Origin of the sequence: Acinetobacter sp. 826659 (genome assembly GCF_000588515.1) — a bacterium.
Classification (GTDB): domain Bacteria; phylum Pseudomonadota; class Gammaproteobacteria; order Pseudomonadales; family Moraxellaceae; genus Acinetobacter; species Acinetobacter pittii.
This window is the reverse complement of sequence record NZ_JFYD01000002.1, coordinates 151,718-177,954: the sequence shown is the minus strand read 5'-3', so window position 1 is coordinate 177,954 and position 26,237 is coordinate 151,718. Positions and strand designations below refer to the sequence as shown.

Annotated in this window: 29 protein-coding genes, 5 tRNA genes, 1 other RNA gene and 1 riboswitch; of the genes, 17 read left to right on the top strand and 18 right to left on the bottom strand. The window is 39.3% G+C overall.

Annotation, left to right across the window (positions count from 1 at the left end; translation table 11 throughout):
* Positions 1 to 34: 34 nt before the first annotated feature.
* The 4 genes from J663_RS05355 to coaD all read right to left on the bottom strand — a co-directional run bounded on the left by J663_RS05355 (position 35) and on the right by coaD (position 1,315).
* Positions 35 to 111, bottom strand: a tRNA-Met gene (locus J663_RS05355).
* Positions 112 to 175: 64 nt separating this feature from the next.
* An RNA gene (rnpB, locus tag J663_RS18560) (RNase P RNA component class A) lies at positions 176 to 531 on the bottom strand.
* A 27-nt stretch (positions 532 to 558) separates the two neighbouring features.
* Positions 559 to 822 carry a YfhL family 4Fe-4S dicluster ferredoxin gene (locus J663_RS05350; protein WP_033848316.1) on the bottom strand — a complete coding sequence of 88 codons (264 nt, stop codon included), beginning with the start codon at positions 820 to 822 and terminating at the stop codon, positions 559 to 561.
* Position 823: 1 nt separating this feature from the next.
* Positions 824 to 1,315: a pantetheine-phosphate adenylyltransferase gene (gene coaD / locus J663_RS05345; protein WP_005070938.1), complete on the bottom strand. Its 492-nt coding sequence runs from the start codon at positions 1,313 to 1,315 to the stop codon at positions 824 to 826.
* Positions 1,316 to 1,449: 134 nt separating this feature from the next.
* Here coaD and smpB point away from each other — a divergent pair, with 134 nt between their 5' ends.
* Complete coding sequence (gene smpB, locus J663_RS05340; RefSeq protein WP_002120348.1) at positions 1,450 to 1,926, top strand: SsrA-binding protein SmpB; 477 nt, start codon at positions 1,450 to 1,452, stop codon at positions 1,924 to 1,926.
* Positions 1,927 to 1,976: 50 nt separating this feature from the next.
* On the opposite strand, the gene J663_RS05335 is transcribed toward smpB, so the two are convergent.
* From J663_RS05335 to rluD, 4 genes are all read right to left on the bottom strand, one after another.
* A complete protein-coding gene (locus tag J663_RS05335) occupies positions 1,977 to 3,248 on the bottom strand; it encodes a hypothetical protein (RefSeq protein ID WP_033848314.1) in 1,272 nt (423 codons plus the stop codon).
* Between the two features lie 153 nt (positions 3,249 to 3,401).
* On the bottom strand, positions 3,402 to 3,953 hold the full coding sequence (locus J663_RS05330) for a flavodoxin family protein (RefSeq protein ID WP_033848311.1): 552 nt from the start codon (positions 3,951 to 3,953) through the stop codon (positions 3,402 to 3,404).
* Positions 3,954 to 4,142: 189 nt separating this feature from the next.
* Positions 4,143 to 4,880: a peptidoglycan editing factor PgeF gene (pgeF, locus tag J663_RS05325; protein WP_033848310.1), complete on the bottom strand. Its 738-nt coding sequence runs from the start codon at positions 4,878 to 4,880 to the stop codon at positions 4,143 to 4,145.
* A gap of 10 nt (positions 4,881 to 4,890) precedes the next feature.
* Positions 4,891 to 5,943, bottom strand: coding sequence for a 23S rRNA pseudouridine(1911/1915/1917) synthase RluD (gene rluD, locus J663_RS05320; protein ID WP_032038599.1), 1,053 nt, complete (start codon positions 5,941 to 5,943; stop codon positions 4,891 to 4,893).
* Between the two features lie 71 nt (positions 5,944 to 6,014).
* Between rluD and J663_RS05315 the strand changes: the two genes are divergently transcribed.
* Both J663_RS05315 and J663_RS05310 read left to right on the top strand, forming a co-directional pair.
* On the top strand, positions 6,015 to 7,178 hold the full coding sequence (locus J663_RS05315; RefSeq protein ID WP_032004253.1) for an outer membrane protein assembly factor BamD: 1,164 nt from the start codon (positions 6,015 to 6,017) through the stop codon (positions 7,176 to 7,178).
* A 157-nt stretch (positions 7,179 to 7,335) separates the two neighbouring features.
* Positions 7,336 to 9,204, top strand: coding sequence for a DNA primase (locus J663_RS05310; RefSeq protein ID WP_033848306.1), 1,869 nt, complete (start codon positions 7,336 to 7,338; stop codon positions 9,202 to 9,204).
* Here the strand turns inward: J663_RS05310 and hemA are convergent.
* Positions 9,201 to 10,484: a glutamyl-tRNA reductase gene (gene hemA, locus J663_RS05305; RefSeq protein WP_005803203.1), complete on the bottom strand. Its 1,284-nt coding sequence runs from the start codon at positions 10,482 to 10,484 to the stop codon at positions 9,201 to 9,203. The two genes, J663_RS05310 and hemA, sit on opposite strands and share 4 nt — an antisense overlap.
* Before the next feature lie 88 nt (positions 10,485 to 10,572).
* Between hemA and J663_RS05300 the strand changes: the two genes are divergently transcribed.
* The 11 genes from J663_RS05300 (at position 10,573) to panD (ending at position 16,646) form a co-directional block, all read left to right on the top strand.
* The gene (locus tag J663_RS05300; RefSeq protein ID WP_005070953.1) at positions 10,573 to 12,282 is read left to right on the top strand and encodes a tetratricopeptide repeat protein; all 1,710 of its coding nucleotides are present in this window, start codon (positions 10,573 to 10,575) and stop codon (positions 12,280 to 12,282) included.
* Positions 12,283 to 12,286: 4 nt separating this feature from the next.
* A complete protein-coding gene (gene lolB / locus J663_RS05295) occupies positions 12,287 to 12,865 on the top strand; it encodes a lipoprotein insertase outer membrane protein LolB (RefSeq protein ID WP_033848304.1) in 579 nt (192 codons plus the stop codon).
* Between the two features lie 18 nt (positions 12,866 to 12,883).
* Positions 12,884 to 13,717: a 4-(cytidine 5'-diphospho)-2-C-methyl-D-erythritol kinase gene (ispE, locus tag J663_RS05290; RefSeq protein ID WP_033848302.1), complete on the top strand. Its 834-nt coding sequence runs from the start codon at positions 12,884 to 12,886 to the stop codon at positions 13,715 to 13,717.
* Positions 13,716 to 13,790 (top strand) — tRNA-Gln (locus J663_RS05285). The genes ispE and J663_RS05285 overlap by 2 nt, the downstream gene beginning before the upstream one ends.
* Before the next feature lie 26 nt (positions 13,791 to 13,816).
* A tRNA-Gln gene (locus J663_RS05280) sits at positions 13,817 to 13,891 on the top strand.
* Between the two features lie 20 nt (positions 13,892 to 13,911).
* Positions 13,912 to 13,986 (top strand) — tRNA-Gln (locus J663_RS05275).
* Between the two features lie 91 nt (positions 13,987 to 14,077).
* Positions 14,078 to 14,152: transfer RNA gene (locus J663_RS05270), tRNA-Gln, on the top strand.
* Positions 14,153 to 14,188: 36 nt separating this feature from the next.
* Positions 14,189 to 15,139, top strand: a complete 951-nt coding sequence (locus J663_RS05265; RefSeq protein WP_002120445.1) for a ribose-phosphate pyrophosphokinase — start codon at positions 14,189 to 14,191, stop codon at positions 15,137 to 15,139.
* Between the two features lie 96 nt (positions 15,140 to 15,235).
* Positions 15,236 to 15,532 carry a 50S ribosomal protein L25 gene (gene rplY, locus J663_RS05260; RefSeq protein WP_002120443.1) on the top strand — a complete coding sequence of 99 codons (297 nt, stop codon included), beginning with the start codon at positions 15,236 to 15,238 and terminating at the stop codon, positions 15,530 to 15,532.
* Positions 15,533 to 15,552: 20 nt separating this feature from the next.
* Positions 15,553 to 16,134 carry an aminoacyl-tRNA hydrolase gene (gene pth / locus J663_RS05255; protein WP_002120328.1) on the top strand — a complete coding sequence of 194 codons (582 nt, stop codon included), beginning with the start codon at positions 15,553 to 15,555 and terminating at the stop codon, positions 16,132 to 16,134.
* 131 nt (positions 16,135 to 16,265) lie between these two features.
* Positions 16,266 to 16,646, top strand: a complete 381-nt coding sequence (panD, locus tag J663_RS05250; RefSeq protein ID WP_002120296.1) for an aspartate 1-decarboxylase — start codon at positions 16,266 to 16,268, stop codon at positions 16,644 to 16,646.
* A 45-nt stretch (positions 16,647 to 16,691) separates the two neighbouring features.
* On the opposite strand, the gene J663_RS05245 is transcribed toward panD, so the two are convergent.
* Positions 16,692 to 17,252, bottom strand: a complete 561-nt coding sequence (locus J663_RS05245) for a GDYXXLXY domain-containing protein (protein ID WP_033848299.1) — start codon at positions 17,250 to 17,252, stop codon at positions 16,692 to 16,694.
* Positions 17,249 to 19,033: a DUF2157 domain-containing protein gene (locus J663_RS05240; protein ID WP_033848297.1), complete on the bottom strand. Its 1,785-nt coding sequence runs from the start codon at positions 19,031 to 19,033 to the stop codon at positions 17,249 to 17,251. Before J663_RS05240 ends, J663_RS05245 begins: the two co-directional genes overlap by 4 nt.
* A 176-nt stretch (positions 19,034 to 19,209) precedes the next feature.
* Positions 19,210 to 19,360, top strand: a riboswitch (FMN riboswitch).
* 90 nt (positions 19,361 to 19,450) lie between these two features.
* On the opposite strand from J663_RS05240, the gene ribB reads away from it, so the two are divergent.
* Complete coding sequence (ribB, locus tag J663_RS05235; RefSeq protein WP_033848296.1) at positions 19,451 to 20,110, top strand: 3,4-dihydroxy-2-butanone-4-phosphate synthase; 660 nt, start codon at positions 19,451 to 19,453, stop codon at positions 20,108 to 20,110.
* 58 nt (positions 20,111 to 20,168) lie between these two features.
* Here ribB and J663_RS05230 read toward each other — a convergent pair whose 3' ends face one another.
* Complete coding sequence (locus J663_RS05230; RefSeq protein WP_002120346.1) at positions 20,169 to 20,843, bottom strand: HAD-IA family hydrolase; 675 nt, start codon at positions 20,841 to 20,843, stop codon at positions 20,169 to 20,171.
* Between the two features lie 97 nt (positions 20,844 to 20,940).
* Between J663_RS05230 and J663_RS05225 the strand changes: the two genes are divergently transcribed.
* Positions 20,941 to 21,708, top strand: a complete 768-nt coding sequence (locus J663_RS05225) for a hydroxymethylpyrimidine/phosphomethylpyrimidine kinase (RefSeq protein WP_033848294.1) — start codon at positions 20,941 to 20,943, stop codon at positions 21,706 to 21,708.
* Between the two features lie 44 nt (positions 21,709 to 21,752).
* Here the strand turns inward: J663_RS05225 and lysM are convergent, their stop codons facing one another.
* The 6 genes from lysM to J663_RS05195 all read right to left on the bottom strand — a co-directional run bounded on the left by lysM (position 21,753) and on the right by J663_RS05195 (position 25,423).
* A complete protein-coding gene (gene lysM / locus J663_RS05220) occupies positions 21,753 to 22,226 on the bottom strand; it encodes a peptidoglycan-binding protein LysM (RefSeq protein ID WP_033848292.1) in 474 nt (157 codons plus the stop codon).
* A 186-nt stretch (positions 22,227 to 22,412) separates the two neighbouring features.
* The gene (gene acpP / locus J663_RS05215; RefSeq protein WP_001279871.1) at positions 22,413 to 22,649 is read right to left on the bottom strand and encodes an acyl carrier protein; all 237 of its coding nucleotides are present in this window, start codon (positions 22,647 to 22,649) and stop codon (positions 22,413 to 22,415) included.
* Between the two features lie 84 nt (positions 22,650 to 22,733).
* A complete protein-coding gene (gene fabG, locus J663_RS05210; protein WP_002120395.1) occupies positions 22,734 to 23,468 on the bottom strand; it encodes a 3-oxoacyl-ACP reductase FabG in 735 nt (244 codons plus the stop codon).
* Positions 23,465 to 24,451: an ACP S-malonyltransferase gene (gene fabD / locus J663_RS05205; RefSeq protein WP_033848289.1), complete on the bottom strand. Its 987-nt coding sequence runs from the start codon at positions 24,449 to 24,451 to the stop codon at positions 23,465 to 23,467. Before fabD ends, fabG begins: the two co-directional genes overlap by 4 nt.
* Before the next feature lie 151 nt (positions 24,452 to 24,602).
* Positions 24,603 to 24,788 carry a 50S ribosomal protein L32 gene (rpmF, locus tag J663_RS05200; protein WP_000290730.1) on the bottom strand — a complete coding sequence of 62 codons (186 nt, stop codon included), beginning with the start codon at positions 24,786 to 24,788 and terminating at the stop codon, positions 24,603 to 24,605.
* A 74-nt stretch (positions 24,789 to 24,862) separates the two neighbouring features.
* Positions 24,863 to 25,423: a YceD family protein gene (locus tag J663_RS05195; protein ID WP_002120393.1), complete on the bottom strand. Its 561-nt coding sequence runs from the start codon at positions 25,421 to 25,423 to the stop codon at positions 24,863 to 24,865.
* A gap of 96 nt (positions 25,424 to 25,519) precedes the next feature.
* Here J663_RS05195 and J663_RS05190 point away from each other — a divergent pair, with 96 nt between their 5' ends.
* Positions 25,520 to 26,182 (top strand): elongation factor P hydroxylase, encoded by a 663-nt coding sequence (locus J663_RS05190; protein WP_033848286.1) that lies wholly within the window; start codon positions 25,520 to 25,522, stop codon positions 26,180 to 26,182.
* Positions 26,183 to 26,237: the final 55 nt, after the last annotated feature.

Here is a 26,237-nt window from a genome sequence, read left to right as displayed (position 1 = left end):
AAAAAAAGACCACGCAGGAGCGTGGTCTATAAAATGGTGGCTATGACGAGACTTGAACTTGTGACCCCCGCATTATGAGTGCGGTGCTCTAACCAACTGAGCTACATAGCCGAAAACTGTGCGCGCATTATCTTAACTTCTTTAACGCACGTCAAGAAAAATTTTAAATAAAATGAGGTGAAGTGAGCCTATAAGCCGGGTTCTGTCGAGGATGGTCATTCCTCTAGGCGCACAATCACTCATACGCTCAAGCGACCTACCCGAATCCAGTACGGGCCGTACCTCAGGATTCCTATTTGGTCTTGCTTCTGGTGGGGTTTACCATGCCGTGAACTGTTACCAGACACGCGGTGCGCTCTTACCGCACCCTTTCACCCTTACCTCACGAATGAGGCGGTCTACTCTCTGCTGCACTTTCCGTCGGCTTTCACCGCCCAGGCGTTACCTGGCACCCTGCCCTATGAAGCCCGGACTTTCCTCCCCTGCTTCAGTCACGAAGACCTCCACAGCAGCGACCATCCAGCTCACCTCAGGGGCGCATATTAACAAATTTATTTACTAATTGCTTGTGCTTTTTTGAGCAATTAATTTTTTATATTTTTCGAATAGCTCATCTTCCGTTTCCACATGCTGCGGATCTTTAGGAATACAGTCTACTGGACAAAATAACTGACACTGCGGTTGGTCATGATGACCAACGCATTCAGTGCATAAATCTGGATGAATTTCATAAATCACTTCACCCATGAAAATGGCTTCATTTGGGCAAACTGGTTCACAAACATCACAGTTTATGCATTCATCGGTGATATATAACGACACTTTACCAACCTTGTTGATGTTTACGTTCAAAGGCCTCAACCACAGCTTGCGGAACAAACTTGGTTACATCCCCTTTTAAACGAGCAATTTCCCGAATTAATGTCGAAGAAATAAATGAATACTGCTCAGATGGTGTTAAAAATACTGCTTCAAAATGTGGGTCAAGTTGACGGTTCATATTGGCAAGTTGAAATTCATATTCAAAATCAGAAACTGCTCTTAAACCACGAAGTACTGCTGTTGCCTTTTGTTCTTTGAAAAAGTTAACTAGTAAACCATCAAAGCCGACAAATTCAACATTTGATAAATGGCTGAGTGATGTTTGGGCCAGTTCAACTCTCTCTTCTAGACTGAATAAAGGGTTTTTATGATGTCCAATTGCAATTGCTACTACAACCTCATCAAACATTCTTGATGCTCTAGTAACTAAATCAACGTGTCCATTCGTGATGGGGTCAAATGTTCCAGGATAAATTACACGCGTTTTAGACATCCGCTAGTACTCTAATTGTATTGTGAACCTATTTTAGCAAAAGTTATACATCAGGCGAAATATTGACGTGCAGGAAAAACTTCACCTTAGCATCAGTTTACGGCACAATAGGCATAATTGTGGAAGTTTGAATTATGGCGAAAGCGACAGTAGTGAAAAAACATAATGGCGGAACCATCGCACAAAACAAACGTGCCCGCCATGATTATTTTATCGAAGAAAAATTTGAAGCTGGTATGTCTTTACTCGGCTGGGAAGTAAAGTCTTTACGTGCTGGTCGCATGAGTTTGACAGAAAGTTATGTCATTTTTAAGAATGGTGAAGCGTTTTTATTTGGTGCACAAATTCAACCGCTCCTTTCAGCATCTACTCATGTAGTACCTGAAGCTACACGTACACGTAAATTATTATTATCACGCCGAGAACTAGAAAAGCTAACAGGTTCAGTTAACCAAAAAGGTTACTCATGTGTTCCTTTAGCATGTTACTGGAAAGGTCACTTGGTTAAACTTGAAATCGCGCTTGTGAAAGGTAAACAGCTTCACGACAAACGTGCGACTGAAAAAGATCGCGATTGGCAGCGTGATAAAGCTCGTATATTTCATAAGTAATAAAAAAACCTTTAAAGTTAACTTTAAAGGTTTTTTTATTACTTATGAATTTAGCAGAATTTTAAATTGCCATAACAGTTGGGTGCAAAAGATTGATTTTTAAGTTGTAAATCCTTCAATGGGAAATTTACAATCGTATTCGGTAATTTAACCTCACCCACTGCTAAATCTTCGCCAAACAAACAATTTAAAAGATTACATCTTACTGGGTTTGCAGTTAAATAAGCACTAATTGGATCTACCACTTGTTTTAACACATCATTAGTGATCTCAATTTGTTTACTTGGCGTCACATTACCAATATCAATTTCATCGTCAAAAGCCATCCACCACCCTCGCTCTGCTGCAGCATCTGCACCTGGCCAAAATATTTGCTGGCCTTGCAAGGAAAGTGAGAAAGGATTGTTTAGTTCAATTTTATGAATAAATCCTAAGTTTTGATCAACCGTGAGCGCCGCTCTTAATCCAGTAATGCTACCCGTTACATTCTTTTGTAAATTTAGTAACCCTAGTGCAGCATTAATAGAAGCTTTCAGATCTCCAGAGAAATTAAGTTGATCAATATTTGCCACCCCGTTCAGCATGACATTGTTCATTCGTGAACCAGATATGACTTGACCATTAATTACAATAGGTGCCGTGGTCTGTTGTAATTGCAAATTATAATCAGACGAGTTAAATCCTAAAGGAATACAAAGTCCGATACATGCATTAACAGTTCCATCAATAGTCTTGCCTGTATCTTGATAAGACATATTACGGGCGGCTGTATAGGCTAAACCAGTGGTATCTTTAATCTTCAAATAACCACTTAAACTATTAATGCCATTTGGCGTTTCTGAATTTTCAAGCCCCATAGTCAGCAGTCCCATCACCTTTTCAGCACTCAAACGAAAGCCTTTAATTTCTCTCAAGGCTGCACTGTCTGGATTTTTAATTGCAAATTCAATAAAAGGATTACTAAAAACAGCAGAAGAAGAGGCTCGCCCATCGCTGGTATCACTTAAGCCACTTAAACTTAAGTTATCAATGTCAATATCACAGCCACCTAAACCGTTTACCCCTCCACATCCTAATTGCAACTTATTAACGTTGGCATTTAATTCAAGATTCGCTTCCAAGCCTAATTTATAAAAACCAATATTTTGCTGACTCATTGAAGCATCGGCTTGTTTTGGGTCGGGATAGGTAAATGAAAATAAAGCCTGCGCTTCGACTTTTGAGAGTTCTGTGTCACTAAGTGGAACAAGATTCGCAGATTCTAAATTAGCATAGCTCAAAGTACTCCATGTTATACAAAGAGCTGTTAAAAAGTTTTTCATGATTATTCCGTTTTTTTATTTATTAGGATTTAGACATCATTGTCCAAATAAACCATTTGGTAAAAAATAATCAAAAAAGAACAAAAAAAATACAACCTTTTTGTAAGCGAAATAAAACAATTAAATTTATTTATTTTTAATCAAAAACTTAATTTAACTTATTCTGTAAAGCAATCCAGCAATATATTCGCCAAACCATTTTGCAGTATCTAAATCGCCTTGTGGAGGAGTAATTTCAACAGGTGCATTATCTGACTGTGTCATTAAACCTAAACAACTCGATAATCGGTTTAAATCTTTTTCGCCATGACCTGTCGTCATTAAAGGTAAACCTGACCAAAGCATGCCATGTTGCATCGCAAAAATATTTAATTGTTGTAATACAGCCAATTTATCGCCGCTTAGACCACCTGAGTTTGCAAAGCCAGCTGCAAGCTTCCCTTGCCACAAACGCTCTTTCCAACGTTTAGAAGTACTGTCCATAAACTTTTTAAAGTCGGCAGTCATACTTCCCATATAAGTAGGCGAACCAAAAATAATACCATGCGATGCATCAAGCGCATCCCAATCAATATGTTCAATATTCATTAAATGTACTTTTACACCCATCACCTCTGCCCCAGCAGCAATAGCGGAAGCTACCTTCGCGGTATGACCATATGGACTGTGGTAGACAATAGAGAGATGTTTTTCAGGCAAAGACATAAGATTAAAATTTTGAGCGATTTTTTCTATTTTATCATTTTATTAACACTTGCTAAACCTTCATCTATAAATATGAAATATAAGGTTTTCACTAGTACATACTATAGAAATATTTTCAAATTAAATAAAAAACTCTCCTATTTTTAATAAATATAAAATAAGAGAGTCATTTAAGGAAGTTATCAAAACTTACATAAAAACAAACGTAGCCATACGTCCTGTCTTCGCATCACGACGATAAGAAAAATACTCATCACCCTGTTGATAAGAACATTGATCTCCACCTAAGACTTGTTGCACACCTAGACTTTGCAAAATAAAGCGTGCAATGGCATATAAGTCTGCATGAAATTTATTTGGAGCCACGCCCTCAACAAAGGCTGTTTCCAATTCTGGATATTTATCAAAAAAAGCAGTTTTTACTTCAGCCCCAATTTCAAAACAAGGTTGACTGATAGCAGCTCCTAACCATGCCCAAGTTGGAGGATTCTGCATAGCGGCCACTGTATTTTCAATAATGCCACCTGCTAAACCACGCCAACCCGCATGCAAATTAGCAACTTCACTGCCTTCGGCATTTCCCAACACGACAGGTAAGCAATCAGCCGTCATCATCATTAAAGCATGACCTTTTGTTTGGGTGACCAAACCATCGCCAATTAAAGCTTTAAAGGGAATTTGTTCATTTACAGTATGGCAAATCGTACTATGCGTTTGGGTCATCCATGTCATTTTTTTAACACCAAATTCCGCAAACTCATCTAACAATATCATTCGATGCTGTTGAACACGTTGTGCCTCATCTTTGACATGTAAAGCCAGATTAAAGCCAGATAACTCAACCTGACCTGTTGGCAATGCCAAAGGATGCTGAACACGTGTCTGCCCTACAAATACGCCTTGAGGTAAACCTTGAACAAATTCCATATGCACGTCCTTAATATGCAGCGTTTTCTGAACGCAACACATTCACTAAATGTGTAAAATCTTCAGGCCACGGCGCTTCAAACAGCATTTCTTCACCAGTACGAGGGTGTTTCAAGCCCAATTTCGCTGCGTGCAATGCCTGACGTTTAAAACCACGTAAAGTTTCAATGAGCAACTCAGATGCACCAGCTGGCACACGTACACGGTTCATATAAACCTGATCGCCAATCAAACCGTAACCAATATAACTAAAATGCACACGGATCTGATGTGTTCGTCCTGTTTCAAGACGAGCTTGTACACGGGTAAAATCTTTAAAACGTTCTTTTACATTGTAGTGAGTTACCGCATCTCGCCCACCCGGTAAAATTGCCATTTTCACACGGTCAACTGGGTGGCGTTTGATTGGTTCATCAATCGTACCGCCAGCAATAATATTTCCATAAACAACCAAATCATATACACGGTAAACCGTTTTATTTGCCAACTGTTTACTTAAAGAAAACTGAGCTTCCAGAGTTTTAGCAACAACCAGTAAACCGCTGGTATCTTTATCAATACGGTGTACTAAACCAGCGCGCGAAAGTTCTGCCAATTTTGGGAAATGGTAAAGCAAAGCATTCACTAAAGTTCCAGAACTATTGCCTGCTCCTGGATGTACCACCATGCCTACTGGCTTATTAATGACTAAAATATCATCGTCTTCATAGACAATATTAAGTGGAATATTTTCAGGTTGACTCGTCGTCTGAGCTTCGAGCTCTACTTCGAGCGTAAGTAGCTCTGTTCCTTCACAACGGTGCTTAGGCTTGACAATGTTACCATTCACCAACAGATGGCCATCCTTCAACCATTGCTTGAGCTTTTCACGCGAAAACTCGCTCCACACCAAAGCTGCTACCTGATCGATACGTTGTCCCAGATAGGTTTCATCTAGCTGAACTTGCAACGATAAACGTGTTGCAGTTGTATCAGAAGTATGGTTATCTGCATCCTCAGAATCTTCAAGTAAATTGAAGTCGGTTTCAGAGAAGTTTGTGTTTGAAGATTGTGCTGAAGTCATTTGATCATTGAGATAAAAGTGGTTTAATAGCGCAATTGTAGCTCATTGCCCAACATAACAGAGGAGTTTTTATGTCGCTACCACGTTATAAAATTACGATGCTTGCCTTATCTTTAGGCGTAGCGTCTGCATTTGTGGGCTGTAGCAGCAATCCAAGTAAAAAAGAAGTGGTCGATACTGGCCCTCAATCTAGTGAACAAGCTTACTTCGAAAAGGCCCAAAAGTCGCTTGACCGTGGTCAATATCTTGATGCGACCAAGTCTTTAGAGGCAATCGATACTTATTATCCGACTGGACAATACGCTCAACAAGCACAACTTGAACTTCTATATTCGAAATTTAAACAAAAAGATTATGAAGGCGCCATTGCCTTAGCAGAACGTTTTATTCGTTTAAATCCTCAACATCCAAATGTGGATTATGCTTATTATGTTCGTGCTGTTGCCAATATGGAGCAAAACTACGACAGTTTGATGCGTTATACCTCTTTGCAACAGTCCCATCGTGATGTGAGTTATTTAAAAGTTGCGTATCAAAACTTTGTTGATTTAATTCGTCGTTTCCCAAGTAGCCAATATTCTGTTGATGCTGCTCAGCGTATGAAATTCATTGGGCAAGAACTTGCTGAAAATGAAATGACTGCTGCTCGCTTCAACGTTAAGCGTAAAGCTTGGATCGCCGCTGCAGAACGTTCGCAATGGGTGATTGAACACTATCCACAAACACCTCAAATTCCAGAAGCTTTAGCCACTTTGGCATATAGCTATGACAAGTTAGGTGATAAAGCTACTTCGCAACAATATATTGAAGTTTTAAAACTTAATTATCCAAGCCTTGTAAAAAAAGACGGCACAGTTAACATGCGTGCTGCTCGTAAAGAAGGTAACTGGATCAACCGTGCAACTTTAGGTATTTTTGGTCGTGAATCGACTGCTGCAACGCCAGAGAGCACAACTGAAGCAGAAGCTCCAAAACGTGGTTTCCTCAACCGTGTTAGTTTTGGTTTAATTGGTAATTCAGATAAAGAAGAAACTGAAGCACCAGAGCAAACACCTGTTGAAGCTCCTAAGTCTGAACGTAGTTGGACAAACCGTTTAAGCTTCGGTTTATTAGACAAGCCTGAGTCACAAGCAGCAGAAAATACAACTGTTGCACCAGCTGTAACCTCTACTGAAGCTTCAACTGATGTTCAATCAGATGAGGCAACACAAGGTGCGGATGACGCTGCTCAATAAGTTTAAGCTTTAAAAAACATCAACAAACAGGCAAGTGATATCACTTGCCTGTTTGTTTTTATAAAATATTAAAATATTTATTGGGCATATCTCGATTCATCATGTCAGAATATTCTGACTCACTGTCTCATCAAGTTTTAATACGGTTATCTGAATTATGGCAATTCCACAACATACGATTGATCAAATTCTAGATCGCACAGATATTGTCGATCTGATTGGTCAGCGTGTGAAATTGAAAAAAACCGGACGTACATATTCCGGCTGTTGCCCTTTTCATCAAGAAAAAACGCCATCATTCCATGTCTACCGTGACAAGCAGTATTATCACTGCTTTGGTTGTCAGGCTAACGGAAATGCAATCCGTTTTCTTATGGATATTGATAACCGAAACTTTATTGAGGTAATGAAAGAATTATCGAGCAGTACCGGAATTGAATTACCCAAAGATAATACTGAGAATAAAAAACTATCTTATACCCGTCAGGTTACAAAACCACCCGCTGTTAAAACAAATACGGCTGAGCCTGTAACTTCACAGCAGCCATCAGATGAAAGCTACAACACGCTTGAACCCGTATTTTTTGATGACCCTTTTGCTCAGTTCGAACAGCCGTTTAGCTTTGATGAACCAGTTCAAGAAGGTAATTTATATGACTTACTGGAAAATGTTGCTCAGTTCTATGAACAACAATTACCTCATAGTCAAAAGGCAAAAAATTACTTTAAACAGCGTGGACTAACCAATCAGACGATTCAACTTTGGCGCTTAGGCTATGCTCCAGAAGACTGGCAACATCTAGAAAAAGCTTTTCCTTATGATATTGACGGTTTAAAACAACTCGGACTTATCCGCTCAAGTGATAATGGGCGTGATTTTGATTTGTTACGTGACCGCGTCATTTTCCCAATTCGCGACCCTAAAGGCCGAGTGGTTGGTTTTGGTGGGCGTGCCTTAAATGATGAAATAAAACCCAAATACATCAACTCGCCGGACTCAGAAGTCTTTCATAAAAATCAGCTACTTTATGGACTTTATGAGGGTAGAAAGCTTAAATCTAGCGATTGGTTAATGGTTGAAGGCTATATGGATGTCATTGCTCTTCAGCAATATGGCATTACAGGAGCTGTAGCAACCTTAGGGACTGCAAGTAATACTGAACACCTTAATATTTTATTTAAACAAAATAGTCGTCTTACGATTGCTTTTGACGGTGATGCAGCAGGTCAAAAAGCAGCACGCAGAACTTTAGAAATTGCTTTACCCCTTCTCAATGATGGTCGCGAACTCAAATTTTTTGTTCTACCGAATGATCACGACCCCGACTCTCTCATCCGTCGAGAAGGACTCGAAAATTTCCAAAAACTATTACAACAAGCTCCTCTTCTGTCCGATTTCGTGTTTGCTCACTTAACAGGTCAACACGATATCAGTACGCCTGAAGGGAAAAGTTTAGTCATGGGAGAACTCAGAGAACTAACTGAACTCTTACCTAAACAAGGTTCTTTCCGCTACTTGCTTACTCAATCTTTCCGTGAAAAACTCGGTTTAGGTAAACGTTTTACCCCACAAATTAGTCACGATGCATCTTTATCTTTTAACATTCAAACCAAAGACGAAGATTTTGCGATTGCAATTTTAATGCATCATCCTTTTCTTTATATTCATTTCGAAGGATTACGGGCTTATATTCAGCAAGATGAATTATTGGCTAAAGTACTGGCAATCTTAAACCGTATTTTTGATGATTTACCGGATGATCAAGAGCTGGCAACTTATTATGTGCTTGGTGCGTGTAGTAGTTACTGTCATGAAATCGCCGATATTATGCAGAGAACAAATATTCAGGCATTAACACAGGCACCTGAGGTAGCTGACAAGTTAGCTAAGGAATATTCGCTAAGTCTGCAAGAAAGATATTTACGTCAGAAGCTGAAATCACCGATTTCTTTAATTGAATCAAGAAATCTAAGACAACAATTGAATGAATTAACAAAACAAATTAGCTTAAAGTTGTTGTCTTAATGTTTTGGCTTACGCTCATGATCAAATACATCCTGTAAATGCTGTTGTAACCATTCAAAATAATCAGGATTTTCTGCTTTAGCAGCTTCACGTAACAAGATAGATGTGGGATGCATAAGTTTTTGCGTCAAACGGTGAGCAAATTGCTGTAACACCTGTTCAGCATTCTCACCATGATGCAAAGCTTCTAACGCATGTGTAAGCTCTTGTTGACTAATCTCTTCACTGTGCTGGCGGTAAGCATGAATTGTACTCCCCGCCTCTTTAACCTTTTGATGCGTAATAAGCTGAGTAGCTAATTGATTAACCATGACCTCTGCTTCTACAGCCGCCTGACGACGTTGAGCAAGGTTCTCATCAATCACACTTTGTAAATCATCAACACCATATAAATAGACCCCATCAAGTGCTTCAACTTTAGGATCTATATCACGTGGTACCGCCAAATCAACCATTAACATTTGTTGGTAGCGGCGTTTTTTTAATGCGGCCTTAACATCAGAATAAGCAATAACTTGATATAAACTTCCAGTACAACTCGACACAACATCAGCACGATATAAATTCTCTGCTAATGCTGAAAACTCAATAATTTCAACTTCAACCTGATGTGCAATTTCCTGAGCCAACTGATCAGCGCGCTCACGGCTACGATTACAAATAATAATCTTCGCGACACCCATTTCAGCCAAATGTTTAGCCACCAAGCTATTCATTTCACCCGCAGCAACCACCATAACAGTAAGCTTTTCAGGCTTACTAAAAACCTGTAAGGCCAGTTGTGCAACTGCATAACCCATTGAAACAGCATGACTACCTACCGCTGTTTCGGAACGTACCCGTTTAGCTGCATAGAAAGCGTATTCAAAAACACTATTTAATTCAGGAGAGACTGTTTGAGCTTCTTTAGACAATGCCAAAGCGCTTTTAACCTGCCCTAAAATTTGTGGCTCACCAAGCATGAGAGAGTCTAGACCACTCGCCACTCGCATTAAATGTGTAATGGCCTGCGTATTCTCGTAACGATAAACATGATGAATTAACTGCTTTACATCAATATTATTGGCATCGGCTAACCATTTTAGAAGGCTTTCGGCGTTTTCTGCCATGGCATAAACTTCTGTACGGTTACAGGTCGAGACGACCACCAAATCCTTTAAGTTTTGGTGATGGCGTTGTTCGGCAAGCAAACGACTTAATCGCTCTGCATTGAAAGCAATTTGTTCGCGGAGTTCTACAGAAGCTGTTTGATGGTTGACACCCAATGCAAAGAAAGACATATCAGATCATCATTTCGCTAAATTTATGCTATTGTGCAACATCGGTGTCATAAAAAGCATTACTTTGGATCAATAAAAATTGCGTCAAATGAATAGCCGTATTAATTTTAACGGTGCTTCGATAAGACAGTATTCTACCACATTCTTGTTGTTAGGTAGCATGTCCTCGTATGTCTATGCACGCCCTGTGCAAGAGACCTATGCCGTGCATTCATTTGATCAGGCACTAGAGCAAACGATGGTCGCTGAATTTGCTCTAGCTTATGACGATATTCCAAACGCTTTGCATAATTACACAGTGCTTGCAATTAAAAGCAACTCTACATCAATTAAGCAGAGAGCTTTAGACGTTGCACTTGAATATAATGATTTACAAGCTGCGTTAAATATTGCTACACACTGGGTAGCTCAAGAACCTAAAGATGTACCAGCTTTATTTTATTTGTCACATATTGCTTTAAAAACGCACGAATATCAGCTTGCTGCTGAGACATTAGATAAAATTTTAAAGATAGATCCCACTGCCGATTTAGAACAAATTTTAGCTAGCATTGCTCCAGAAAATGCGCAAGATCGAGAAGTATTATTAACAGCTTTACGTTCTAGCGCAGAAAAAGACAATCCTTCTATTTTGGCACTCATCGCCAATTTAGAAGCTCAAAATGGCCAATTACAAACTGCGCTAACCAACATTAACAAAGCATTACGTCGACGTCCTAAAGTAACGAGCTTTATTTTAATGAAAGCAAACTTACTTATTGCTCTCAGCGATCAAGAAGGTGCGCTTAAATGGTATGCAAAGTCGAGTCGTAAAAATAAGAAAAATTTAGATATTCGATTAGCTGAAATCCGCTATCTCATACAAATTAACCAATCTCAGCTTGCGTTAGAAAAACTTGAAAAGATTATAGAAACCAACCCTAAAGCTGAAGAAGCCTTATTTATTGCAGGCTTAACTAGTATTGATTTAAAGCAATATGACAAAGCAGAACAATATCTTGTTGACCTACGAAACTCGGCAAAATATCAAAATGAAGCGTATTACTACTTAGCTATTAATGCGGAGCGTAAACAGCATTATGAAACTGCAAAAGCATACTATCGTTTAGTTGATGGCAGTTTATATGTGGTATCGAGACGAAATTTGATCGCAATATATGATAAACAAGAAAATTTACACGATGCTTTACGGTTCCTTACTCAAGAACGAGTAAATTATCCTCAACATGCAAGTTTCTTATATCAAGCTCAAGCTGAAATCTTAAAGAAAATGGGCAATAAAAAAGCTGCACTAAATCTATTAGATGAAGCAATTAAAAACCTACCCGACGACCCAGAACTGATTTATGCGGAAGTTTTATTACTTGATCCATATACGGACCGTGACAAGCTGGACAAAACCTTAAAACAATTATTACAACTTGAGCCCAACAGCCCAACGTATCTAAATGCATATGCTTATACACTGGCACTGCAAAACCGTCGTTTAAAAGAAGCACGTCAGTATGCAGAGCAAGCATTAGAATATGCGCCTGAACAGGCCTCAATTCTTGATACTCTAGGTTATATTGCATTTTTACAGAACGATTATGAAGCTGCGGCGGAAGCCTTAGGCAAAGCGTATGAACTTAGTCATAATATAAATATTGGCGTTCGTTATGCTAAAGCTTTGTATATGCAAGGGTCACTCACGCAATTTAGCGCAGTGTTACAACAACTTAAACAAAAACATGCCAATGATCCACAATTACAACAGCTTGATGCGTTAATTTTACCTACATCTGCAAAAAAGAGTTAAATATATGAGCAAATTTGCCCAACTGTGCACAGCGATCTGTGGATCAAGTGTATTATTTCTAACCGGTTGTCAGCATTTTACTCAACCAAAACCTGCAGCCACCCAACAAGTTCAAGACGAAAAACACTTTAATTTACAAGGTAAGATTGGGGTTCGTACACCACAGCAAACTGGTAGTGCGTTTTTTACCTGGCTTCAACAGCAAGATAATTTTGATATCGAGTTAAGCGGCATTTTAGGCGTTGGAAAAACCCAAATTCAGGGTAAACCAGGCGAAGTAACTTTAAACAGTTCTAAAACAGGACTTATTAGCGCTGCCTCTCCAGAAGAACTTTTAGAGCGAGCAACAGGTTGGCAAGCACCAATTACGCACTTAACGAGCTGGATTTTAGCCAAACCAGCAACGCTAAATGCTCAAATTACTAAAGACGCTGCAAATCGAGTGAGCCAACTGGTTGAAGATGGCTGGACGGTTAATTTCAGTTACGATGGTGAACAAACTTTGCCGAACAAACTGGTTTTAAAGCAAGCTCTTGCTGAAGATAAAGAAAACCGTATTACAATGGTCATCCAAAACCGCTAAGTCTAATTATATAAATCTATGATTCGAGTTCCTTCCCCTGCTAAGCTCAACCTGTTTTTACATATTATAGGCCGACGTGAAAATGGTTACCATGAGCTACAAACTATTTTCCAACTGATTGATTTATATGATTGGATGACATTTACACCGACTTTGGGCGAAGAAATCAAAATCGATGGGTTAAGTGAAGTTCGAGCTGAAGAAAACTTGATTTATCGGGCAGCTCAAATACTAAAACCACATGCGAAAAAATTTTGTGGCTTGCACATCAAAATTGAAAAAAATATTCCAATGGGTGCAGGTCTAGGTGGCGGTTCATCTAATGCCGCCACAACGCTTATTGTGTTAAATCAATTATGGGAATGTGGCCTAGAGCAAGAACAACTTGCGGACTATGGTGTTAAGCTCGGTGCTGATGTTCCAATTTTTATTTATGGTAAAAATGCATGGGCTGAAGGCATCGGTGAACATTTATCATTCATAGACTTAGATCAAAAACAGTTCATTATTTTAAAACCTGATTGTTTTATCAGCACTCAATTGCTTTTTTCACAAAAAACATTGACAAGAGACTCTAAGACCACTAAATTTTGCGCCTATCAGTTAGAACCTTCTAATTTTGGAAATAACTTTGAGCCACTGGCTCGGCAGTTATACCCTGAAGTAGAAGAAGCAATGCAATATTTAGATCAATTTGGTCAAGCAAAGCTTACAGGTACAGGTGCTTGTGTTTTTATTGAAGTAACGAATGAAATGAATATTGATGAAATTCTTAAGCATTCGCCATGTAAATCTTACTTGGTAAATAGCTTAAAAGAATCTCCTCTTAATCATTTTAAGGTTACAAGTTAGGGGCGTCGCCAAGTGGTAAGGCACCGGGTTTTGATCTCGGCATCCGTTGGTTCGAATCCAGCCGCCCCTGCCAACCTCACCTGTAATGATGATTATATTAGGGGCGTCGCCAAGTGGTAAGGCACCGGGTTTTGATCTCGGCATCCGTTGGTTCGAATCCAGCCGCCCCTGCCATCATATATATCATCGAATTTAGGGGCGTCGCCAAGTGGTAAGGCACCGGGTTTTGATCTCGGCATCCGTTGGTTCGAATCCAGCCGCCCCTGCCATTCTCTTATTTTAAAGACAGACTTAATTGCTATGCTTTTTGTTGATTAATCTTGACATTGCATTGCAAAAATATTAAAGTTCTGCCGCATTAGGGGCGTCGCCAAGTGGTAAGGCACCGGGTTTTGATCTCGGCATCCGTTGGTTCGAATCCAGCCGCCCCTGCCATCTATTTCATTACATACCAACCGCCAAGGGTGCTTCATGCCCAATCTTGTCGTTTTTAGTGGAAATGCTCATCCACAGTTCGCTCAAAAAGTCGTAAGTCACTTACATATCCCTCTAGGTGCTGCATCAGTCGGTCACTTTTCTGATGGAGAAATTTCAGTAGAAATTACTGAAAATGTTCGTGGTAAAGACGTATTTATCGTTCAGCCTACTTGTGCCCCTACCAATGATAACCTTATGGAAATCTTGGTTATGGCAGATGCTTTGCGTCGTGCAAGTGCTGGTCGTATTACCGCTGTTATCCCTTATTTTGGTTATGCTCGCCAAGACCGTCGTCCACGTTCTGCACGTGTGCCGATTACAGCTAAAGTTGTCGCAGACATGCTTACCACAGTTGGTATTGACCGTGTCGTGATGATCGACTTACATGCTGACCAAATTCAAGGTTTCTTCGATATTCCAGTCGACAACATCTACGGTACTCCTGCTTTGCTTGCTGACTTACGTCAACAACAACATGACAACCTTATGGTGGTTTCTCCTGACGTTGGTGGTGTAGTACGTGCTCGTGCTGTTGCCAAACAGATGGGTGACATCGATTTAGCAATTATTGATAAACGTCGTCAAAAAGCCAATGAGTCGCAAGTTATGCACTTAATTGGTGACGTAAAAGATCGTGATTGCGTTATCGTAGACGATATGGTCGATACTGCTGGTACATTGTGTAAAGCGGCTGATGCACTTAAGCAATTTGGTGCACGTCGTGTAGTTGCATACGCAACTCACCCTGTACTATCAGGTAAGGCTATTGAAAACTTACGTAATTCAGTTATTGATGAACTGGTTGTGACTGATACCATTCCTCTTTCTGAAGAAGCATTGACCTTAGGCAAGATCCGTCAGGTTTCTGTTGCTAGCATGGTTGCTGAAACGATTCGTCGTATTAATAACGAAGAGTCTATCAGTGCAATGTTCGATAGTTTATAATATTGCAGCTTTTTATAAACCCTAGCCTTGGCTGGGGTTTTCTATCACTAAACTGGTCGCAAGTTTAGTCTTTTAAACTTTAATGAGGATTTACTCATGGCAAACTTCGTATTAAACGCTCAAGCGCGTGCTGAAGACAAACAAGGGAAAGGTGCGAGCCGCCGCCTTCGTCGCGAAGCTTTAATTCCAGCCATCATTTATGGTGGCAACGCTGAGCCTGTAACTGTTACTTTAGAACTTCGTGAGCTTGTAAAAGCTTTAGAAAGCAATGCTTTCTTTGAAGAAGTTGTAGAAATCAAAGTGGGCGACAAAGTTGAAAACGTTAAAATCCAAGCGTTACAACGTCACCCATCTAAAAACACTCCTATGCACGCTGACTTCAAACGCGCATAAGTGTTTAAAGGCGTAGATTAGTGTCAAATATTTCGCTAATTGTTGGTTTGGGCAATCCTGGTTCAGAATATGCCCAAACCCGCCATAATGCAGGTTTTTGGTTCATTGAACAGCTTGCAGACAAATATGGCATTACATTAAAAAATGATCCGAAATTTCACGGAATCAGTGGACGTGGTAATATAGAAGGACACGATGTCCGTCTACTTCTACCCACTACATTTATGAACCGTTCTGGACAAAGTGTGGTTCCATTTGCAAAATTTTATCAAATTGCTCCCGAAGCAATTTTGATTGCTCATGATGAACTTGATATGAACCCAGGTGTAATTCGTCTTAAAACAGGCGGTGGACACGGTGGTCATAACGGTTTACGTGACATTGTCCCTCATATTGGTCCAAATTTTCACCGTTTACGTATTGGTATCGGACATCCTGGCTCGAAAGAGAAAGTTTCAGGTCACGTACTTGGAAAAGCACCAAGTAGTGAACAAAGTCTGATGGATGCTGCAATTGATCATGCTCTTTCTAAAGTGAAGCTACTTGTTCAAGGACAAGTTCCACAGGCCATGAATCAAATTAATGCATATAAACCCACTTAAATTGTTGAACAATCATGCTTGCTATCTTGCTTTTTTAGGAGCAAAATGCGCATCAGCCACTTTGCCAACCGCAAAAGCTAAAGATTTCACCATAAGATCTACATCTTAGGTCTACTCAGGAGACGCTAGCCATGCTATCTCGTTTATTAAAATGCAAAATTCACCGTGCAGTTGTAACCCATGCTGAACTTCACTATGAAGGTTCTTGTGCAATTGATGGCGTATTGATGGACTTAGCTGGTATTCGTGAATATGAAGAAATTCATGTTTGGAATGTAACCAATGGCAAACGCTTCACAACTTATGCGATTCGTGGTGAAGATAACTCTGGAATTATTTCAGTAAACGGCGGTGCTGCACATCAAGCAGACGTTGGCGATTTAGTAATTATTGCTACATTTGGTGATTTTACTGAAGCTGAAGCAAATATTCATAAACCACGTTTGGTATATGCTAATCCAAATAATACAGTCAACCACACAGCGAATTGCATTCCTGTTCAAGTTGCCTAATTTATTTTAAGAATAAAAAGCCCGCATTGACGGGCTTTTATTATTTTATAAATCCTTAATAGTTCCTTCCCACCAGTTCTTTTGTTTTTCACAATTTAATGGTTGAAGCTGTTCTCCTCGTAATTCGAACAGTATCGCCTCTCCTTTAGGATTTACCTTAAATTCAGCATATTTGGCTTTTTCATAACATTGAGCCAAGCCTTCTGCAAATAAGAAACTGCGAGAGGCAGGATATAAAGCCTGCAAACGATTTTCAGGATTTTTTAAAATTAACCTCTGCCCAGCAAATGAATTATTGATATCTAAAACTGTACGAACTACGCGATTTTGTGAATCCAAAATAACTTTTGCGGGAACGGAAGAGCGATTAAAAATCACCTGTTCTAGAGCCTCACTTTCAGTTCCTGCAAGAGCTTTAAGAGATTGTAAATGTAATTCATAAGCCAGTGCCATATAGTCACCTTGTAAAATTGAACGAGGATCAACTGGCTTAAGCTCAATGAAAATACTTTTACTATGGTGCAAATGCCATTCGTTTTTCGCCACTAAACCTGCAAAAAATAATATGGTGACTAATGCAAGAATAAGAGAAAAATACTTTTTCATTCTTTCTCTCCTTTAACAAGATCATTTTTATTTTCACGTTGAAGTAACCAAGACAGAGCCAACAAAACAATGCCCGAAATAAAAATAGATGCACTCTTAGCTAGAAAAGTTATTTGTAGGTTGTAATAGAGCTGCCAAAACACAAATACGAATACAGTTAAGCTCACTCCATACACAATATAATCTTTCTTTTTTAATGCCCACGTTAAAATAATAAGCAGGATGAAAATTTCAAAATATCCCAATGCAATAAGTAACACGCCAAATATTAAAAAGGCGAAAAAAGTGATTCCCTGAAGTTGTCGATATAAATGAAGAACACTAAAGTAAAGTAACCAGACAGCAGGTAGCAAATATAGAACCCATAACTGCTGATCTATCGAATTTTCTGGTACCAGCCCCATAAAAGTATCAAAAAAAGAAGCTACAAGAATTACGACCAGTACGAATAAAAAAATACTACGCTCATATAGAGCTATTGATTTCTTCTTAGGTAAGACTACCAAACTAAAAACCAAGTAACTGAGCAAAGTTAAATTTAAATAAGTCTGAGTAGAATGTATCGACCACAATGAATGGTCCAGTTGTAGCAAATAGATAAAAGCTATGCCATACGTAGCAAGCATTTGAATTAAAATGAAGAACCAATGTGGTTTAAGAAAATAACTAATACATAGAATAAAAATCTGTGCAATTAAAACCCATAGAATTTGATCTGTTTCTGAACCAAGATGAAACAAGAAAGCGGTCTGCCCACTGATAAACAAACAATAGGCAAATTGCCGAAAGAAATAGCTTTGTGATTTCTTTAAAAGAATAAACGCCAATCCAACAAAAACAACTCCAATAACTAAAGAAATAGTCTCCCAAAACACCAGCGTAAAAGCTGCAAGTGCCAAGCCAGCAAGCCAAGCACCAATTGCCAATGGAATGACATAAAAGCGGCTTTGACGAAAAATTTTTATTAAAAGATAGCTAATCAGCGCAAACCAAATAAAAATAATGCCTGCAATCAATAAAAAAATGAACTCATTAGAGTCTTTAAATAGGTTATTAATCCCATCTACAAGCCATATCGTTGCAGTCACACCAAGAACAGCAGCCATTAAACTGGCACATAACTGATCGTCTTTTTTGAAGAAATAATAAAAAGCGATTATTCCTGAAAAGAAGGCAGAAATTAGATAAGGAATATTCTCATTCGATAAATATTGAATCATTCCAATAATCGAAATAACAGCGAACCAAGCGATAAAGACAAATCGTAAAGCACGATATTTCTTTATACATACCCAAAACTCAATAAGGCTTAATAAATTTAGAGCGATTAAATATAAATAAGGAAACTTTTCAGACCAGAAAGTCTGTTTAAAAAATAAAAAAAGTGTAAGTTGACTGGTAATACAAATTAAAGCAAAGATTCCAATATTCGGTCGATATAACCACGGCAGTAAAAGCAATGTCCAAATTAAAAAAAGCAAATAACTGTCTGCACCAGTTTGATAAACCTGTCCAATAACAGCCAAGCTTAAACCTATCATCAAACCACAAACGCTATGTAAGGTCTGCCTAACCCCATCGCTTAAAGTATCTTTTGTGCTGAACCATGCTGTTACAAGTAATATAACGGGCGGGATCGCGAGTTGAATACTGTCTGGAAGCATCAACCAGTTGGCAGCAATTAAATACAGAATACTTACCGCCATAAATACATAACTGAAAATATGGAGATGCTGAATAAACGAGCTATTGGTCAGAGGATAATAGTCTCTTATCTGCATGAAACACCTATTTTATTTATAATTTTCTATAAAAAACATAGCATTCCATTTTCATATCAACAAGTAAGATCTTGTTAAAAAGCCTATTTCGATTTATGAAAATGCCTATTCATAAAGAAACTTAGCATTCTATAAAAGCATCTAGCCAATTCTATCAAGCGCGCTATAATAAAACCCATCGCTTCAGGGCGGGGTGTAATTCCCCACCGGTGGTAAAGTTAATTTTTATAAATAGATTAACAAGCCCACGAGCTTAAATTGTGTAATTTGAGCAGATTTGGTGAAACTCCAAAGCCGACGGTATAGTCCGGATGAAAGAAGACGACGAACTGGGATAAATCCGTTTTATTTCAGTGCCAGCCTGTTTTTACATCAGTCCTGAAATGTTCCACCGTATTTTTACGAGAGCGTTTCATTATGTCTAGCTTAATTCAACCAGAACTTTTTTTCTCAGCTCTCTCTCCTGCTGAGCAACGTATTCAACAAGCATTAGAAGATATCCGTCAAGGCAAGCCTGTCTTGGTTATGGACGACTTTGATCGCGAAAATGAAGCAGATTTAATTGTTGCAGCCGAAACTTTAACGATAGAAACAATGGCACGTATGATTCGTGATGGTTCAGGGATTGTATGTTTATGCCTTACAGAAGAGCTAGCAGATCATTTAGAACTTCCTCCAATGGTTTCTCAAAACTCAAGCCAGTTTCATACCGCTTTTACAGTGACCATTGAGGCAGCTCAAGGCGTTACCACTGGTGTTTCTGCTAAAGACCGTGTAACAACTATTCAAACCGCTATTAAAGATGGTGCTGTGGCAAGTGACTTAAATCGTCCGGGTCACGTTTTCCCATTACGTGCACGTAATGGTGGAGTCCTTACTCGTCGAGGTCATACTGAGGGAACAATTGACCTAGCAAGACTAGCCGGGCTTAAACCCGCTGGCGTATTATGTGAATTAACCAATCCAGATGGCACGATGGCGTCGGGCATTCAAGTTTTAGCATATGCTCAAACTCATCACTTAACGGTGATTACGATTGAAGAACTTGTTCAATACCGCCAGCAACACAGCATTTAAACAAAAAAGGTTTGGCTTTAGATCAAAGCCAAACCTTCAAATTAAAATTTAATAATATTTAAGAAACTTTCTTTTGTGCTGCCAGTTCTTCAACATAGTCCAAAAGTTCAGAGAATTGCTTAATCATTGCTTTAGGCTGTGCTTGAGCAAGTTCCTCTGCTGTTCCATAACCATAAGTCACCGCTACCGCCTCGATACCGTTATGACGAGCACCCAAAACGTCATATTGACGGTCACCGACCATTAAACACTCTTCTGGGTTTAATTGCTCATGCTCAAGAATATAATGGATAAGGTCAGCTTTATTAGTGCGCTCACCCGTTAACTCACTCCCATAGATATGTACAAAGTATTGGCTTAATTCAAAATGATCCAAGATACGTTTTGCATAAATCGTTGGTTTAGCAGTTGCAACAAATAAACGATATCCTTCTTTTTTTAAAGCGCTAAGCGTTTTTGCAACAGATGGATACACTTCATTTTCGAATAGGCCAACCACCGAAAAACGCTCGCGATAAGCAAGTAAAGCTTGTTCAGCTAAAGCATCATCTTGAGTAGCTAATAATTTTGCGAGTGATGGCTTTAATGGTGGGCCAATTGTCCAGTCAATATCTAAATCGGCAGCCAATGGATAGCCTAATTTCTCCATTGCATAGCGAATTGAAGTATGGATTCCAACTTTTGGGTCTGTTAAGGTTCCATCTAAATCAATCAAAATATGTTTTATAGCCATTCAATCATTAACCCAGTAAAGTATTTAATTCAATTGGTCGAGAGTTTAATCAAACTCTCTTATACTAACGTAAATTTAAATTGAAAAGGAAATAACCGTGCGTCCAACCGTACTTTGTTTCTCGGGTTTTAGCCCCTTGGGGTGGTGCAGTTTAAAAGCCGATATCGAAGCAATTGGACAAAGTGGTGCCCATGCAGCAATTGCATGTACTGCCCTCACCATTCAGAACTCACAACAAGTATTTGGCTTCGAAGCAACCTCAAAAGAACTCTTATTAGCACAAGCAAATGCAGTTGTAGGTGACTTACCCATTAAATGTGTTAAGTCAGGCATGCTTGGCACGACAGATAATATTGCTGCACTAGCTGAATTTTTACGCGCTCATCCTGACTATCAATATGTACTTGATCCTGTTTTAGTCGCAAACAGTGGCGGCTCTTTAGGTGATCAAGCAACTCTCGTTAAAGCATTTGTTGAACTCATCCCTCTAGCCACAATTATTACCCCAAATACCGTTGAATTACGTGCTCTAACAGGTATTACTGATTTAGATCAAGCCACTCAAAAGCTTTTTGAAATGGGTGCTAAAGCTGTTCTAGTGAAAGGTGGACACGAAGATACACCAGATCATATTAAAAATAGTTTATATATCGATGGTGAACTAGCAGCGAGTAGTAGCTGTCCTCGCCTTGAAGGTGAATATCACGGCTCAGGTTGTTCTTTAGCTAGCTTTATCGCTGGCCGTTTAGCTTTAGGTGATTCTTTAAAAATTGCAGTACAGCATGCTGAAACATGGTTATTCGGTGTTTTAAAAAATGCAGACACCCCTGTACCAAACGGACAAAAGATTCCAAAGCGTTTTTAAAAGCACAAAAAAGGCGCTTAAAGCGCCTTTTTTATTAATCTTAATTATTGAGGAATACGTAAAACTTGCCCCGGGAAAATCTCATCAGGATCTTTTAACATTGGTTTATTTGCTTCAAAGATTTTTGGATATTGATTTGCATCACCGTAAACTTCTTTCGCAATTTTTGAAAGGTTGTCACCAGATTTCACGGTATAAAATTTACTTTCTGGTTCAGGAGTTGCCACTGTCATCTGGTCATCTACTTGAGCCACATGATCAATGTTTCCAACAATAAGAATAATTTTCTCTTTATCTGCTTGGCTTTTTACCTGCCCTTTGATAATTGCGGTATCAGTAGTACCGTTATAGGTTACAGATAAGCCGTCTACCCCTAAGCCTAAACTCTTAATTAAACCTAATAATTTATTTGCAACTTCTTGTGCAGAAGGTTCTGCTGGTGTTGCCGGAGCTGGTTGTGGTTCTGCTGGTGCGGTATTTTTCTTGCCAATACCTTTTACAAAATCAAAAAGACCCATCTTTTAGTCCTCATATTATTGTTTATAGTAAAGTCATTAAACTGACCCTTATTGTTATACTTCAAAAAAGTTATGCCTCTGCTATCAATTGAGGTTGATCTTGTAAAATTATGTATCTCTTAAATTTTTTCTAAAATAAAAAAAGCCACCTTACGGTGGCCTTCTTTTTATTCAGCAATATGCGAATTAACCAAGTTTTTTAGTTACATAGTCAATTGCAGATTGAACTGTAGTGATTTCGTTAGAATCTTCATCAGGGATAGTGATGTCGAAGTCGTTTTCGAAAGACATAACAAGTTCAACTAAATCTAAAGAGTCAGCACCTAAGTCATCCATAAAAGATGCTTCGTTTTTAATCTCTTCAGCTTTAAGACCAAGTTGTTCTGCAACCGCTTGTTTAACGCGTTGTTCGATATCGCTCACAGGAATTCTCCTCATTGCTTGTGGCGTTTAATTTGCCACTAGTTTAATTGAATATAAAAATTTTTAAAAGTTTATACATCGGCGTTAGGCCATGTATAAACCACCATTTACATGTAATACCGTACCGGTAATGTAACCTGCTTTATCACTTGCAAGGAAACTCACCGCATTTGCGATATCTTGTGGCTCACCTAAGCGATTTAAAGCCACTTGATCACTCATTTTTTTGCGAATGTCTTCACTAAGTGCATCTGTCATTTCTGTTGCAATAAAACCTGGCGCCACACTATTTACAGTAATTTGGCGGCTACCCATCTCTTTTGCAAGGCTACGGCTGAATGCTTCAATACCTGCTTTAGCAGCAGAATAGTTCGCTTGGCCTGGGTTTGCAAAGTGAGCTACAACAGAACTGATATTAATAATTCGACCAAAACGTGCCTTCGTCATACCCTTAAGCACACGTTTAGATAAACGATAAACTGCTTTAAGGTGAATGTTGAGAATGTCATCCCAATCATCTTCAGACATACGAAGCAACAAATTGTCTTTCGTAATACCTGCATTGTTAACTAGAACAAGTACAGGACCATAGTTCTGTTCAATATGAGAAACGACTGCTTCAATCTCATCGAGATTACGCACGTCGAGCGCCAAACCTGCACCTTGTTCACCAAAGCTATCACTTAACTTTTGTGCACCAGATTCAGAAGTCGCAGTACCTACAACAAAATAACCGTCTTGAATAAGTTGCTGGGCAATGGCAGCGCCAATACCCCGACTCGCGCCCGTTACTAATGCAACTTTGCGTTCTTGTGTCATGCAATTTTTCCTTCTGCCACTAAAACAGCATTTAGGGCATCTTCCATTTTGCTCTTACTATCAATAGAAAAAGCTTTTTCAATATTTGGTAAACGCTTTGCGAGGTTACTCAATACTGTACCTGGACCACACTCAACAATATATTGAATACCTTGGTCTTGTAGAGACTGCATGGTACGTGTCCATTGTACTGATTGGTACAACTGTGCAGTTAATGCCTGACGCAATTGAGCAACATCGGTAGCTATTCCCGCGTTGACATTTTGTATTACAGGAATGGTAGGTAGCTCAATGGCAGTTTGTTCCAAAGCTTCTGCAAATTTCTCAGCGGCAGGGTTCATTAACGAACAATGAGAAGGAACTGACACTGGTAAAGCAATTGCTTTAGCTGACTGCTCTTTTGCCAAAGCCATAACTTCTTGTACAGAAGCTGTACTTCCTGCAATCACAACTTGACCTTGTGAATTATAGTTTGCAGCTTCTACAGAACCTTCACCTGACGCACTCACGGTTTGACAAAGTTCAACCACTTTTTCATCAGCCAAACCAAGGATTGCAGCCATAGCCCCTTGACCTTGAGGTACAGCACTTTGCATGAGTTTGCCACGCAAGTTAACCAATTTAACTGCATCAGCCAAGCTCATAGAGCCTGCAGCGACCAATGCACTGTATTCACCTAATGAATGTCCTGCAAGGTATTTAGGTGCCAGACCACCTAAATCAAGCCATACGCGCCATAAAGCGATACTGGCAGTTAATAACACAGGTTGGGTATTTTCTGTTTGGTCGAGACCTTCGCCACTTTGCGCAATATGCCAAAGATCAAATCCAAGAGCATCTGAAGCTTCTGCAAAAGTTTGCCCGACCCCACTAAACTGTTCTGCTAGTTCAGCAAGCATACTGACTTTTTGTGAACCTTGACCAGGAAACACAAATGCAGTTTTTGTGGCTAAAGCTACTTGTTCAAGACGTTTAGCAGACATAAGAAATCCTTTTTTGGGTTTTCACTCATTTCTGGAGCGGAAATTTAACATGTTATTTATATATTTATAATTGCGAAAAACAACAAAAAAAGGGAGCTTTCGCTCCCATTTTTTCTATACTTAAGCATCACGCTTAATGCATATCATGCAATTATTCAGCATCAGCTGCTTTAGCGAATAATTGACGACCACGGTAGAAACCGTCTTTAGTCACGTGGTGACGACGATGAGTTTCACCAGTTGCTTGGTCTACTGTTAATGCATTCTCGGTTAAAGCGTCATGTGAACGGCGCATGTCACGGCGAGAGCGACTTTTACGGTTTTGCTGAACGGCCATGATGGCTCCTTACAAAGATCGAAAAAATGGATCAGAACAAATTCAGTTGTCTTATCTCACAATTATAACACAAATTATGAGTTAAGTTTACCCTTCAAACCTGCCAAAACATCAAACGGATTATCCCGTTTTTCTTCGACAACATTCTGAATGGTAGGTTGATGTTTATGTTCACAAGCATCATGCTTGGGAGATAAAGGCATCAACAATAACAGTTCATCTTCTAGTAATGCGAGTAAGTTAATCGAGGCAGGCGTATCATAATCGCCTTTCGTCGAAGACTCACTTTCACCTAAAACGATGAAATCAGCATCCTCATCCAAGCGCTCTATCAGTGACTCATCATCCACTAATGCGATATGGAAGTCTAAGACAAGAGGCATTTCAACAGGTTCCAAACAACGTTGGCACTCCATTGGAACTTTCGTGTCCATGTGACCGTCCATCCACACAATGCGATGATATGCATCCATTGATAGCTTACAGTCTATGTTGATCAATTGGTTATCAATTGATCCAACAGCTTCACGAGCGATACGAGCAAAGCGAGACAAGGGCAGTTGACCTGACCATGTAAAGCCTTGTTCAGCCCATTTAAACGGCTCAATCTGTGCCGGAAAGGTATTTGCTGACATAATTAAGGCGGCAATTCTACAAATTCATCGGTACTCTGTCAAAGATTAAGATACAATTTTGCACTTCTTTAGACAGAACTCGGGGTAAATTAAGCAATGCACCTGTTGCAGCCGCAACCTGAAGTTAACACTTCATTACTCGTTTGCACCCATTCAACTCATCAGAACACTCTTGTACCTGACCTAATGCAACTCTCACCATGGTCAAGCTCAAAATCGGAGTCTGAGCAAGTTGATTGGCTTATTTTACACTTTAATCACTGGTTTTCCCACCATAATGTGACATTAGTTCGTGGTGATTTTGAACCTGAATATTTCCCAGCGACAAATAAAGAACCAGCCAAGATCCAATTTGCTCACGGTTTCTTTAATAGTGCTTTGCATGAAATTAGTCACTGGTCTATTGCAGGTGAAAAAAGACGTCTATTACCAGATTTAGGTTATTGGTATGCACCTGATGGTCGCACCCAAGAGCAGCAAAGTTTATTTGAACAAGTAGAAATTAAGCCTCAAGCAATTGAATGGTTATTTGCACAATCTTTTGGCAGAAAATTTAGGGTTTCACTCGATAACCTTACAGGTGATAGCGGTGATGGCAAACTATTTAAAGATAACGTTTATGCTCAAGTGCAACGTTACTTTTCGGGTGAGGCTAAGTTGCCACGTGATGCAGCAGCATTTATTGGTTTTATTTGCCAATGTACACGTTCGGGTACACCTTTACAATTAAATGAATTTAAACGTGAACTCCTTGATTAATTGACAAAAAAGCTACGTTAATTGCTTGCCTAGGCCATTTAAAAAGCCTAATAAT

Bases quoted from the DNA above. Each gene is read 5' to 3' on its own strand.
- rplY (WP_002120443.1), top strand. From the start codon at position 15,236: ATGGCAAACTTCGTATTAAACGCTCAAGCGCGTGCTGAAGACAAACAA.
- smpB (WP_002120348.1), top strand. From the start codon at position 1,450: ATGGCGAAAGCGACAGTAGTGAAAAAACATAATGGCGGAACCATCGCA.
- J663_RS05190 (WP_033848286.1), top strand. From the start codon at position 25,520: ATGCACCTGTTGCAGCCGCAACCTGAAGTTAACACTTCATTACTCGTT.
- rluD (WP_032038599.1), bottom strand. From the start codon at position 5,943: ATGACTTCAGCACAATCTTCAAACACAAACTTCTCTGAAACCGACTTC.
- hemA (WP_005803203.1), bottom strand. From the start codon at position 10,484: ATGTCTTTCTTTGCATTGGGTGTCAACCATCAAACAGCTTCTGTAGAA.
- J663_RS05300 (WP_005070953.1), top strand. From the start codon at position 10,573: ATGAATAGCCGTATTAATTTTAACGGTGCTTCGATAAGACAGTATTCT.
- ribB (WP_033848296.1), top strand. From the start codon at position 19,451: ATGTCTAGCTTAATTCAACCAGAACTTTTTTTCTCAGCTCTCTCTCCT.
- pgeF (WP_033848310.1), bottom strand. From the start codon at position 4,880: ATGGAATTTGTTCAAGGTTTACCTCAAGGCGTATTTGTAGGGCAGACA.
- panD (WP_002120296.1), top strand. From the start codon at position 16,266: ATGCTATCTCGTTTATTAAAATGCAAAATTCACCGTGCAGTTGTAACC.
- ispE (WP_033848302.1), top strand. From the start codon at position 12,884: ATGATTCGAGTTCCTTCCCCTGCTAAGCTCAACCTGTTTTTACATATT.
- J663_RS05265 (WP_002120445.1), top strand. From the start codon at position 14,189: ATGCCCAATCTTGTCGTTTTTAGTGGAAATGCTCATCCACAGTTCGCT.
- J663_RS05315 (WP_032004253.1), top strand. From the start codon at position 6,015: ATGTCGCTACCACGTTATAAAATTACGATGCTTGCCTTATCTTTAGGC.
- J663_RS05240 (WP_033848297.1), bottom strand. From the start codon at position 19,033: ATGCAGATAAGAGACTATTATCCTCTGACCAATAGCTCGTTTATTCAG.
- fabG (WP_002120395.1), bottom strand. From the start codon at position 23,468: ATGACACAAGAACGCAAAGTTGCATTAGTAACGGGCGCGAGTCGGGGT.
- fabD (WP_033848289.1), bottom strand. From the start codon at position 24,451: ATGTCTGCTAAACGTCTTGAACAAGTAGCTTTAGCCACAAAAACTGCA.
- J663_RS05310 (WP_033848306.1), top strand. From the start codon at position 7,336: ATGGCAATTCCACAACATACGATTGATCAAATTCTAGATCGCACAGAT.
- J663_RS05195 (WP_002120393.1), bottom strand. From the start codon at position 25,423: ATGTCAGCAAATACCTTTCCGGCACAGATTGAGCCGTTTAAATGGGCT.
- coaD (WP_005070938.1), bottom strand. From the start codon at position 1,315: ATGTCTAAAACGCGTGTAATTTATCCTGGAACATTTGACCCCATCACG.
- J663_RS05245 (WP_033848299.1), bottom strand. From the start codon at position 17,252: ATGAAAAAGTATTTTTCTCTTATTCTTGCATTAGTCACCATATTATTT.
- rpmF (WP_000290730.1), bottom strand. From the start codon at position 24,788: ATGGCCGTTCAGCAAAACCGTAAAAGTCGCTCTCGCCGTGACATGCGC.
- J663_RS05330 (WP_033848311.1), bottom strand. From the start codon at position 3,953: ATGTCTTTGCCTGAAAAACATCTCTCTATTGTCTACCACAGTCCATAT.
- lolB (WP_033848304.1), top strand. From the start codon at position 12,287: ATGAGCAAATTTGCCCAACTGTGCACAGCGATCTGTGGATCAAGTGTA.
- lysM (WP_033848292.1), bottom strand. From the start codon at position 22,226: ATGGGTCTTTTTGATTTTGTAAAAGGTATTGGCAAGAAAAATACCGCA.
- J663_RS05335 (WP_033848314.1), bottom strand. From the start codon at position 3,248: ATGAAAAACTTTTTAACAGCTCTTTGTATAACATGGAGTACTTTGAGC.
- J663_RS05230 (WP_002120346.1), bottom strand. From the start codon at position 20,843: ATGGCTATAAAACATATTTTGATTGATTTAGATGGAACCTTAACAGAC.